Annotated in this window: 9 protein-coding genes and 1 pseudogene; 7 read left to right on the top strand and 3 right to left on the bottom strand. The window is 74.8% G+C overall.

Annotation, left to right across the window (positions count from 1 at the left end; all coding sequences use genetic code 11):
* Positions 1–364, top strand: a pseudogene (locus PSD17_RS13655) (hypothetical protein); the annotation flags it as partial.
* A gap of 503 nt (positions 365–867) precedes the next feature.
* Here the strand turns inward: PSD17_RS13655 and PSD17_RS13650 are convergent.
* A complete protein-coding gene (locus PSD17_RS13650; protein WP_339122831.1) occupies positions 868–1,581 on the bottom strand; it encodes an alpha/beta hydrolase in 714 nt (237 codons plus the stop codon).
* A gap of 197 nt (positions 1,582–1,778) precedes the next feature.
* Here PSD17_RS13650 and PSD17_RS13645 point away from each other — a divergent pair, with 197 nt between their 5' ends.
* A complete protein-coding gene (locus tag PSD17_RS13645) occupies positions 1,779–2,156 on the top strand; it encodes an OB-fold nucleic acid binding domain-containing protein (RefSeq protein ID WP_013675182.1) in 378 nt (125 codons plus the stop codon).
* Positions 2,153–3,109: a DUF3159 domain-containing protein gene (locus PSD17_RS13640; protein ID WP_013675183.1), complete on the top strand. Its 957-nt coding sequence runs from the start codon at positions 2,153–2,155 to the stop codon at positions 3,107–3,109. The genes PSD17_RS13645 and PSD17_RS13640 overlap by 4 nt, the downstream gene beginning before the upstream one ends.
* A 30-nt stretch (positions 3,110–3,139) precedes the next feature.
* Here PSD17_RS13640 and PSD17_RS13635 read toward each other — a convergent pair whose 3' ends face one another.
* Positions 3,140–3,796, bottom strand: a complete 657-nt coding sequence (locus PSD17_RS13635) for a potassium channel family protein (RefSeq protein ID WP_013675184.1) — start codon at positions 3,794–3,796, stop codon at positions 3,140–3,142.
* A 5-nt stretch (positions 3,797–3,801) separates the two neighbouring features.
* Positions 3,802–4,464 carry a potassium channel family protein gene (locus PSD17_RS13630; protein WP_013675185.1) on the bottom strand — a complete coding sequence of 221 codons (663 nt, stop codon included), beginning with the start codon at positions 4,462–4,464 and terminating at the stop codon, positions 3,802–3,804.
* A gap of 99 nt (positions 4,465–4,563) precedes the next feature.
* On the opposite strand from PSD17_RS13630, the gene PSD17_RS13625 reads away from it, so the two are divergent.
* The 4 genes from PSD17_RS13625 to PSD17_RS13610 all read left to right on the top strand — a co-directional run.
* Complete coding sequence (locus tag PSD17_RS13625; protein WP_013675186.1) at positions 4,564–6,624, top strand: APC family permease; 2,061 nt, start codon at positions 4,564–4,566, stop codon at positions 6,622–6,624.
* The gene (locus PSD17_RS13620; RefSeq protein ID WP_339122830.1) at positions 6,621–7,817 is read left to right on the top strand and encodes a class I SAM-dependent RNA methyltransferase; all 1,197 of its coding nucleotides are present in this window, start codon (positions 6,621–6,623) and stop codon (positions 7,815–7,817) included. The genes PSD17_RS13625 and PSD17_RS13620 overlap by 4 nt, the downstream gene beginning before the upstream one ends.
* Before the next feature lie 25 nt (positions 7,818–7,842).
* Positions 7,843–8,751 (top strand): FAS1-like dehydratase domain-containing protein, encoded by a 909-nt coding sequence (locus tag PSD17_RS13615; protein WP_339122829.1) that lies wholly within the window; start codon positions 7,843–7,845, stop codon positions 8,749–8,751.
* Positions 8,752–8,842: 91 nt separating this feature from the next.
* Positions 8,843–11,291 (top strand): Tex family protein (locus PSD17_RS13610; RefSeq protein WP_339122828.1); only part of this gene is annotated, 2,449 nt, incomplete at its 3' end.

The following is an 11,291-nucleotide window of genomic DNA, read 5'->3' as shown; positions in this document are numbered from 1 at the left end:
CGGGGGCGCCCCCGACCGTGACGGCCGTCGGTACGAGAACGTCGTCGGCGACGGGCCCGGGCGCGCCGGTCCGCGGCACGGCGGTCCCCGGTACGACGGCCCCGGGTACGGCGGGTCGCGGCACGACGAGGCCGGCGGCCTCGGGCCCTCCGGGTATGCCGGACGTCCCCCGCACGACCGGACTCCGGCGGGCGACGGCCCGTCGGGTCGTCATGCGCGCCCCGGGCGCCACGGCGGCGGACACCCCGTAGCCGACCCCGACGAGGACCGTCCGGCCCTCGCGTTCCTCAACGGCGACCCCACGACGATGTTCGAGGCCGCCGAGGACGACCGCGTCGGCGGGCGCCACCACCGTCCGCGCTGACCCGCGGGGCGAGCTCGCGGCGCGCTGATCCGGGAGGCCGTCGCCGCTCGCCGGGCCGGGTCTCGTCGCCGGCGGGTGGGCCCGGGGGTCCCGCGCGGGCGTCACCGCGGCCCGCGCTGACCCGGGACGCTGTCACCGCTCGTCCGACCCGGTCTCGACGCCTCGCGCGGACGTGGACACGAGCCCGGCTCGGTCCGCCGCCGCCGGGCGGCCCGGCGCCGTCGGGCGCGGGGCGCCGTCATGCCGGGTGCGGGACGCCGTCACCGCCCGCCCGCCCGGCGCGGGCCTCGGCGGCCACGAACGCGGCCGGTCCGGCCCGACTCCGATACCGGGTGCGGCCCGACGCCGCCGGGCGCTTCGACCCCGTCAGGCGCCTCGAGCCGCGGGGCGCCTCGACCCGCCGGGCGCCCTGACGCTGCCGGACGCGGGAGGCCACCGCCGCGTCGGCCCGGTCCGACGCCACTGCCTGGCGCGGCGGCGCGGGTCGCGGGTCGCGGACGGTCCTACACGCGACCGCCGGCACGCAGCCAGCCGAGGACCGCGGCACGGCCGAGGGTCGCCGGATCGGCGCCGACCGCAGCGAGCCGCGCGGTGACGACGCCCGCGCGCGGCAGCAGTTCCGCCCACCGGCGCGCGACCTCGACCGGGTGCAGCGGGTCGTCGAGAAGCGCGGCGATCCCCGCGGGGACCGGGATCCGGGTCAGTTCCGAGGGCGCCGGGCCGGGGGTGCGGGCGGCCTCGTCGAGCGCGTCGGCCAGGCCGGCGCCGTAGCCGGCCCACGCGCGCTCGAGCTCGGCCGTGAGCCAGGGGGGCGCGCCGCCGGCGCGGGCGTCGGCGACCGCGGCGGCCCGGCCGGCCGCGCGGACCCGGGCGGCGGTCGCAGCCGCGGTCACGGCAGCGGGGGCCGCGTCGGCCGATCCGGTCCAGGCCGGCAGCGCGAGCAGGACCCCGGCGAGCGGACGCGGGTCGTCGAGAGCGGCGGCCCACCGGATGGCGACGTGGGCCCCGAGGGAGACCCCGCCGACGAGAAGCGCGGTGCGCGCGGCGGTGGCGGCGCGCAGCGCGTCGTCGAGCGCCGAGAGATAGCCGGCGACGACCGCACCGGACGCCCGCGGCCAAGGTGCGACGAGCCGTATCCCCAGCGCGCCGAGCGGCTCGGCGAAGGACGACCGGACGAACTCCGCATCAGAGCCGGAACCAGGCAGAACGACCGCCACCGTGGCGGCCGGCGGCCCGCACGACACGCAGGGCGACATCACAGCTCACACATCCGACGGAGGCCATCCCGTTCGTCGCACGACCGGACGGTTCCGGGCACCTTTGGTGTTTCCTGCGCGTTACCATCTGCAGGGTAGCGGCCGGATCCCCGGAGAGTCCGTCGGCAACGGCCCGCGCCCTTGCGCCGAGGAGAGACATGGGCAGCACGGACGGTGGGGCTTTCCGCCGCATGCTCAAGAGGCTGACGAGCGACGTCGAGGTGCTCGACGCCGACGACCTGACCGAGGACTCCGAGCGTTCGGGAGCCCAGCGCGCGAGCGAGTGCGCCTGCGGTCAGGAGGTCACGATGCTCGGTAGGCTGCGGTCCGTGGAGTTCTGCCCCCAGGATGCCGACGCCTCCCTCGAGGCCGAACTGTTCGACGGCACCGAGGGCGTCACGCTCATCTGGATGGGGCGCCGGCGCATCCCCGGCATCGTGCCGGGCCGGACCATGCGGGTGCGGGGCCGGCTGTCGATCCGCGACGGCCGCAAGGTCCTCTACAACCCGTACTACGAGATCTGTCAGGGCACGTGACGGGTTCCCCCCGGCACGCGGGACGGGTGCCGGAGCGCCTCGACGCGCTCGGCCGGCCCGACGACGCACCGACCGACACGTTCCCGGTCGTCGGTGGCGGGCCGCGCCCGGACGACCGCCCGACCGACGTGATGCCCCGGGTGGACGGCCCCGCGCCCACCCGCGACGCGAGCGCCGACGCCGGCGGTGCCGCCACCGACCCCGACGCCCGCGCGGCGACAACCGGCCGGATCGACCCGGCCGTCCGGAACGACGCGACGGGCCGGACCGATGGCGTGGACGGCGACGACCCGGCCGACGGCGACGACCCGGCCGACGGCGACGACCCGGCCGACGGCGACGACCGCCCCACGCAGACGCTGCTCCAGCAGATGGGTGGGATCCCCGGCGTCGTCTACTCGACCGTCCCGGTCGCGGTGTTCATCGTCGTCAACATCCTGACCTCGCTGCGGCCCGCGATCTTCGCGGCGCTGGGTGTCGCCGTCGCCATCGCGATCGTGCGGGTCGTGCGCAAGGAGGCGCTGCAGCCGGCGATCTCCGGGCTGATCGGGGTCGCGGTGTGCGCGTTCATCGCGAACCGCTCCGGTGAGGCCCGCGACTTCTACCTGCCCGGGCTGCTGCTCTCGGCGGGACTGGGCCTGGCGTGCCTGGTCTCGATCGTCGTCCGGTGGCCGCTCGCGGGCGTGATCTGGCACGGCATCAACGGCGAGGGTCAGGCCTGGCGTGCCGACCGCCGCCTGTTGCGCGCCTACATGTTCGCCACCGGACTGTGGACGCTGGTGTTCGCGGCGCGGGTCGTCGTGCAGGGCTGGCTGTACAAGGTCGACGAGGCCGACTGGCTCGGCGTCGCGCGGCTGCTGATGGGCTATCCGCTGATGGGGGTGGCGCTGCTCGGGACGGTCCTCGCGGTGCGGCACGCCCGCTCCGGGCAGCCGACCGCGGAGAAGGCCTGACCGGGCCACGCCCTCGGGCGCGGCGCCTGCTCAGTGCCCCAGCGCTGCCCGGATCTCCTCCTCGACAGCGGTCGTCGCCACGAACAGCAGCTCGTCGCCCGGCTCGAGGCCCTCGTCCCCCTGCGGGACGATGACCCGGCCACCGCGCAGGATCGCGACGAGCGCCGAGTCGGGCGGCAGCCGCAGCGAACGAACGGGCTTGCCGGCCAGCGGCGTCGACGTCGGCAGCGTGACCTCGACGAGGTTGGCCTGGCCCTGACGGAACGTCAGCAACCGGACGAGGTCGCCGACCGCGACCGCTTCCTCGACCAGCGCGGCCAGCAGCCGCGGCGTCGAGACGGCGACGTCGACACCCCAGTTCTCCCCGAACAGCCACTCGTTGCGCGGGTCGTTCACCCGGGCGACGACGCGTCGCACCGCGAACTCCGTCTTGGCCAGCAACGAGACGACGAGGTTGACCTTGTCGTCGCCGGTCGCCGCGATGACGACGTCGCAGCGCTCCAGGCCGGCCTCCTCCAGTGAGGCGAGCTCGCAGGCGTCGGCGTGCACCCACTCGGCGGCCTCGACCGTCTCGGGCTGGACGTTGGCCAGGTCGCGCTCGATGAGCATGACCTGGTGGGAGTTCTCGACGAGCTCGAGGGCGATCGAGCGCCCGACCGCGCCGGCCCCGGCGATGGCGACCCGCATGGGGCTCATCCCTCCTGCGGCGGTGCCGCGGCAGCCGCCGTCACGTCACTGACCGTGCCCGACACCGCGGCCACGTAGACGGTGTCCTCGGCCTGGACGGCCGTGTCGGCCCGCGGCAGCACCCCGGTGCCGAACCGCACGATGAACGCGACGCGCGCGCCGGTGGCCTCCTCGAGCTCGCGGATCGGGTGGCCGATCCAGTCCTCGTGGACGGGCAGGGGCAGTACCGCGACGGTGCCCGACGGCTCGCGCCACGCGGACGCCACCCCGTCGGGCAGCAGCATGCGCAGCAGCCGGTCGGTGCTCCACGGCACCGTGGCGACCGTGGGGATGCCGAGCCGCTCGTAGACCGCGGCCCGCTTGGGGTCGTAGATGCGGGCGACGACCCGCTCGATGCCGAAGGTCTCCCGGGCCACCCGGGCGGCGATGATGTTGGAGTTGTCGCCGGAGGAGACCGCGGTGAAGGCGTCGGCCTTCTCGATCCCCGCCCCGGTGAGCACGTCGCGGTGATAGCCCTCGCCGACGACCTGCCGGCCGCGGAACTCCGGGCCGAGTCGCCGGAACGACTGCGGGTCGCGGTCGATCACCGCGACCTCGTGTCCCAACCGCTCGAGTCCGGCCGCGAGCGACGCCCCGACGCGGCCGCACCCCATGATCACCACGTACATCGCGGTGGTCCTCCTCGTCCGCCTGCCGCGGACCGCGTTCGCCGATGTCGGCGAGACGCTATCGCGTGCCGCCCACGAGCACCGCATAGGCTTCCGCTCGTGCCCAAGCTCGCCGTCGCGGTGAAGCGCATCGTGGTCGGCCGGCCGCAACGCAGCGACCGTCTCGCCCATAATCTGCTGCCGAAGCGGATCGCCCTCCCGGTCTTCGCCTCGGACGCGATGTCGTCGGTCGCCTACGCGCCCGAGGAGATCTTCCTGACGCTCTCGGTCGCCGGGGTGACGTCGTTCACCCTCGCCCCGTGGATCGGCGTCGCCGTCGCGATCGTGCTGCTCACGGTGGTGACGAGCTACCGGCAGAACGTGCACGCCTACCCGTCGGGCGGCGGCGACTACGAGGTCGCGACGGTCAACCTGGGCAGGCGCGCGGGGCTCACGGTCGCGAGCGCGCTGCTCGTCGACTACACGCTGACCGTCGCGGTGTCGATCTCGTCGGCCGCGGCGAACATCGGTGCCCTGATCCCGTTCGTCGCCGAGCACAAGGTGACGTTCGCCGTCGTCGCGATCGCGCTGCTCACCGCCGTGAACCTGCGCGGGATCCGGGAGTCCGGGGCGGCGTTCGCGGTCCCGGTCTACGCGTTCATGTTCGGCATCGGCGCGATGATCGTCTGGGGTCTCGTCCGGATCCTGCTGCTCGGCGACCACGTGCAGGCCGCCAGCGCGAACCTGCACCTGCTGGCCGAGGGCGACGCGTTCACCGGCCTCGCGCTCGTGCTGCTGATCCTGCGCTCGTTCACCCAGGGCGCCGCGGCGCTGACCGGCGTCGAGGCCATCAGCAACGGGGTGCCGGCGTTCCGCAAGCCGAAGTCGCGCAACGCCGCGTCGACGCTGCTGATGCTCGGCCTGCTGTCGGTGACGATGTTCCTCGGGCTGATCGCGCTCGCCGAGCTGACCGGCACGAAGATGGCGGCGGACCCGGCCCACCAGTTCCCCGACGCGCCACCCGGCTACGTCCAGCAGACGATGGTGGCCCAGCTCGCCGACGCCGTCTTCCACGACTTCCGGCCCGGGTTCTTCTTCGTCGTCGTGACCACGGCGCTGATCCTCGTGCTCGCGGCCAACACCGCCTTCAACGGCTTCCCGGTGCTGGGCTCGATCCTGTCGCAGGACCGGTTCCTGCCCCGGCAGCTGCACACCCGCGGCGACCGCCTCGCCTTCTCCAACGGCATCCTGGTCCTGGCGGGGTTCGCGATCCTGCTGGTCGTGGGCTTCCAGGCGGAGGTCACCCGACTGATCCCGCTCTACACGGTCGGTGTCTTCGTCTCGTTCACGCTGAGCCAGTTCGGCATGGTGCGGCACTGGAACCGCAAGCTCGCCACCGAGACCGACGCGGCGGCCAGACGCCGGATGCGCCGGTCGCAGGCCATCAACGGCTTCGGCGCGGGCATGACGGGCGTCGTCCTCGTCACCGTCCTCATCACGAAGTTCACGCTCGGGGCGTGGATCGCCATCGCGGCGATGGTGGGCTTCTTCGTGTTGATGCTGGCCATCCAGAAGCACTACACGCGGGTCACGGCCGAGCTCGTGGCCGGCGAGGCCGACGCGGTGCTGCCGTCGCGCAACCACGCGATCGTGCTGGTCTCGACGCTGCACAAGCCGACGCTGCGCGCGGTCGCCTACGCCCGCGCCACCCGGCCGGACGTGCTCGAGGCCGTGACCGTCAACGTCGACGACGCCGACACGAAGCGGCTGATGGACGACTGGAGCCGGCGCAAGCTCCCGGTCCCGCTCAAGGTCGTCGAGTCGCCGTACCGGGAGATCACCAAGCCCGTGCTCGACTACGTCAAGCGCATCCGCGGCGACAACCCCCGCGACGTCGTGACGGTGTTCATCCCGGAGTACGTCGTGGGGCACTGGTGGGAGCAGATCCTGCACAACCAGAGCGCGCTGCGGCTCAAGGGCAGGCTGCTGTTCCAGCCCGGGGTGATGGTGACCAGCGTCCCGTGGCAGCTGGAGTCGTCGGAGCGGGCCGCGGCACGGGGCCCGCAGCTCGCCGCGGGCGCGACGCGCCGCGGCTACCCGTCCATGGAGCAGCTGCCCGGTGAGCAGTCCGGGGCCACCACCGAGAAGCGCCCGGGCAGCCCGTCGGGGAAGGCCCGATGAGCGGGCGGGCGGCGCCCCGCGTCGGCGCCGGCGACCGGAGTGGCACCACGGACTGGACCGACCGCGTGCTCGACCTCGAGATCGGGGCGGTCGCGCACGGTGGGCACTGCGTCGCCCGTCACGACGGTCGCGTCGTGTTCGTCCGGCACGCGCTGCCGGGGGAGCGGGTGCTCGCGGTCGTCACCGAGGACGGCGGGGGCTCGTTCTGCCGGGCCGACGCCATCTCGGTGCGGACGGCGCACACGGGCCGGGTCGCGCCGCCGTGCACATGGGCCCGCGCGGGCGGCTGCGGCGGCTGCGACTTCCAGCACGCGACCCCCGAGCTGCAGCGCGAGCTCAAGACCGTGGTCGTGCGCGAGCAGCTCGCGCGGCTCGCGGGGATCGACAGCGACGTCACCGTCGAGGAGCTGCCGGGTGGCCCGCTGGGCTGGCGCACCCGGGTGCGGCTCGCCGTCGACGGCGAGGGCCGGGCCGGGCTGCGCGCGCACCGCAGCCACGAGGTGCTGCCCGTCGCCGACTGCCCCATCGCCCCCGAGGGCGTCCTGCCGCCGGTCCTCGCGCGCCGGCATCGCCCGGGCGAGGAGTTCGAGATCACCGTCGACGCCGACGGCACCGTGCACGACGAGCGCGACGGCGCGCCCGTCGTCCAGCGGGTCGCGGGGCGGGAGTGGCGGCTGCGGCCCGGCGCGTTCTGGCAGGTGCACCCGGCGCTGGCACCGACGTTGGCCGCGGTCGTCGGGCAGTGGGCCGCGGCGCCGGCCGGTGCGACGGCGTGGGACCTCTACGGGGGAGCGGGTCTGTTCGCCGCGGTGCTCGCCGAGCAGGTCGGGCGCGACGGTGCGGTGACGGTCGTCGAGTCGGCGGCGGGCGCGGTCGCCGACGGCGAGGCGGCGCTGGCCGACCTCCCGCAGGTCGAGTGGGAGGTCGGGCGCGTCGAGCGGGTGCTGCCCGCGCTCGCCGACCCGGACGTCGTCGTGGCCGACCCGCCGCGCTCCGGGCTGGGCCGCGCGCTGGTGGAGGCGATCTGCGCGCGGGGGCCCCGCCGCGTCGTCCACGTGGCCTGCGACCCGGCTGCACTGGGTCGCGACGTCGGCCTCTTCGCCGCACAGGGCTACCGGCTCACCGCGCTGCGCGCCTTCGACGCCTTCCCGATGACGCACCACATGGAGTGCGTGGCCCTGCTCGAGCCCTGAGCCGGCCGGCTGCTAGAACCGGAACATGGCAGCGAACGAACTGGCCGAGCACGTCGCCGACTGGGCACCCGGGCCCGTCGAGGAGACCGATCGGATAGGCGCCTGGGCCGCGCGCGCGTTCGCCGACGTCCTCGACCAGCCCTCACCCGTGGAGCCGGCCGGGGTGGGCGGCACCGGGCCCGTCGATGGGGCGGCGCTGCCTCCGCTGTGGCACCGCTTCCACTTCCTGGAGCGGGCCGCCCAGCACGAGCTCGGGGAGGACGGGCACGTCCGGGAGTCGCACTTCCTGCCGCCGATCCCGGACCGGCGCCGGATGTTCGCGGGCGGTCGCGTCGAGTGGCACTCGCCCGTCCGCGTCGGCGACGAGGTGGTGCGGCGGAGCGAGATCGCGTCGCTGACGCCCAAGAGCGGGCGCAGCGGCGAGATGCTGTTCGTGACGTTGCGCCACGAGTTCCGCCGCGACGGCGAGCTGCTGCTCGCCGAGGAGGAGGACCTCGTCTACCGCACGCAGAAGCCGGGGGAGGAGCGCCGCGTCGCCGTCGCGGCGCCGGCCGAGCCCGGCCCGCACACCGCCGACGGCCCGTGGACGGCCCGGCTCGAGCCCGACGAGGTCCTGCTCTTCCGGTTCAGTGCGCTGACCTACAACGCCCACCGCATCCACCACGACTTCCCCTACGTCACCCAGGTCGAGGGTTTCCCGGGGCTCGTGGTGCACGGACCGCTGCTCGCGTTGCTGCTGCTGGAGCTGCCACGCCGGCACGCGCCCGACCGGACCGTGCGCAGCTTCGAGTACCGGCTGCGTGCACCCGTGTTCGCCGGGACGACGGTGCTCGCCGCCGGCGGCCCGGTCGACGGCGACCCCGACCGTGCCGACCTCGCGGCCGGCACCGCCGACGGCCCGCCCTCGATCACGGGCACGGTCCGCTTCCGGTGAGCGGACCGCGGCCCCCGGTAGCGGATTCCCGGTCCGCACCGTCGGGTGACCCGGCGGTGACCCGTGGTGCCCCGTTCGCGACGATGGTCACGTGACGGACAAGGCAGCTTCGGTACAGCAGCGGATCGCCGACGAGCTCGGCGTGCGCCCGCACCAGGTCACCGCCGCGGTGGACCTCCTCGACGGCGGCGCGACCGTGCCGTTCATCGCCCGCTACCGCAAGGAGGCCACGGGAGCGCTCGACGACGCCCAGCTGCGCACCCTCGAGGAGCGGCTGCGCTACCTGCGGGAGCTCGAGGAGCGCCGCGAGGCCGTCCTCGAGTCGATCCGCGGCCAGGGCAAGCTCGACGAGGCCCTCGAGGCGCGCATCCTCGCCGCCGACTCGAAGGCCCGGCTCGAGGACATCTACCTGCCCTACAAGCCCAAGCGCCGCACCAAGGCGATGATCGCCCGCGAGCAGGGCCTGGAACCGCTCGCCGACGCGCTGCTGGCCGACCCGGCGCTCGACCCGACCGCCACGGCGGAGCCCTACGTCACCGGCGAGGTCGCCGACGCCGCGGCCGCCCTGGAGGGTGCCCGCTCGATCCTGGTCGAGCGCTTCGCCGAGGACGCCGACCTGATCGGCGGGCTGCGGGAGCGCATGTGGAACCAGGGCCGGCTGGTGTCGAAGGTGCGCGAGGGCAAGGAGCACGACCAGGCCGCCGCGAAGTTCGCCGACTACTTCGACTTCTCCGAGGCGTTCACCAGCCTGCCCAGCCATCGCATCCTCGCGGTCTTCCGCGGCGAGAAGGAGGAGGCGCTCGACGTCGCGCTGGAACCCGCGGCCGAGCCCGCCGAGCCGGGCGTGCCGACGGAGTACGAGCGGCTCATCGCCGCCAACTTCGGCATCGCCGACGAGGGCCGCCCGGCCGATCGCTGGCTCTCCGACGTCGTGCGCTGGGCCTGGCGCACCCGCATCCTGCTGCACCTGGGCATCGACATCCGGGTCCGGCTGCGCACCGCCGCGGAGGAGGCCGCCATCGGCGTGTTCGCGATGAACCTGCGCGACCTGCTGCTCGCCGCACCCGCGGGCACGCGCGCGACGATGGGCCTCGACCCGGGGCTGCGCACCGGGGTCAAGGTCGCGGTCGTCGACGCGACGGGCAAGGTCGTCGCCACCGACACGATCTACCCGCACGCGCCGCGCAACGACCGCAAGGGCTCGCTCGCGACGCTGACCCGGCTCGCGGCGGCGCACGAGGTCGATCTCATCGCCATCGGCAACGGCACCGCCTCCCGCGAGACCGACGCGCTCGCTGCCGAGCTCATCGCCGCCAACCCCGGCCTCAAGCTGACGAAGGTCATGGTCAGCGAGGCCGGGGCGTCGGTGTACTCGGCGTCGGCCTACGCGTCGGCCGAGCTGCCCGACCTCGACGTGTCGCTGCGCGGCGCGGTGTCGATCGCGCGCCGGCTGCAGGACCCGCTCGCCGAGCTCGTCAAGATCGACCCGAAGTCCATCGGCGTCGGTCAGTACCAGCACGACCTGCCGGAGTCGTCGCTGTCGCGCTCGCTCGACGCCGTCGTCGAGGACTGCGTGAACGCCGTCGGCGTCGACCTCAACTCGGCGTCGCCACCGCTGCTGCGCCGGGTCTCGGGGATCAGCGAGTCGCTGGCGGCGGCGATCGTCGCGCACCGCGACGCCAACGGCCCGTTCCGCACCCGCACCGCCCTGTCCGACGTGCCGCGCCTGGGCCCGAAGGCCTTCGAGCAGTGCGCGGGCTTCCTGCGCATCCGCGGCGGCGACGAGCCGCTCGACGTCTCCGGCGTGCACCCCGAGTCCTACCCCGTGGTCCGGCGCATGGTCGAGGCCGCGAAGACGCCGATCGGCGAGCTGATCGGCAACACCCGGGTCCTGAAGACGTTGCAGCCCAAGCGGTTCGTCGATGACACCGTCGGCTTGCCGACGGTCACGGACATCCTCGCCGAGCTGGAGAAGCCGGGCCGTGACCCGCGCCCGGCGTTCCGCACCGCGACGTTCGCCGAGGGCGTCCACACGATCGGCGACCTGCGGCCCGGGATGCTGCTGGAGGGCGTGGTCACCAACGTCGCGGCGTTCGGCGCGTTCGTCGACGTGGGCGTGCACCAGGACGGCCTCGTGCACGTCTCGGCGATGTCGACGAGCCTCGTGTCCGACCCGCGCGAGGTCGTGAAGTCCGGCGACGTCGTGCGGGTCAAGGTGCTCGACGTCGACGAGCCGCGCAAGCGCATCTCGCTCACGCTGCGTCTCGACGACGAGCCCGGCGCGGGCCGCACCGGCGGTCGGCGCACGGGCGACGGCGGCCGGAGCGACGGCGGTGAGCGGGGTGGCCGCGGCGGTGACCGGAGCCAGGGGGACCGGAGCCAGGGGGACCGGCGCCAGGGCGACCGGCGCGGCGGGGACGTGCGCAAGGGTGACCAGCGCGGTGCCCGCGGCGGCGACCGGCGCGGCGGCGACCGCGGCGGCAACGACCAGCGAGCTGGTCGTTCCGGCGGGCAGGCGCGGCCGCGCCAGGAACCGGCCA

Origin of the sequence: Pseudonocardia sp. D17, from assembly GCF_036984265.1 — a bacterium.
In the GTDB taxonomy this organism is placed as follows: Bacteria; Actinomycetota; Actinomycetes; order Mycobacteriales; family Pseudonocardiaceae; genus Pseudonocardia; species Pseudonocardia benzenivorans.
The sequence above is the reverse complement of the archived record's forward strand: the minus strand, read 5'-3'. Positions and strand labels throughout refer to the sequence as shown.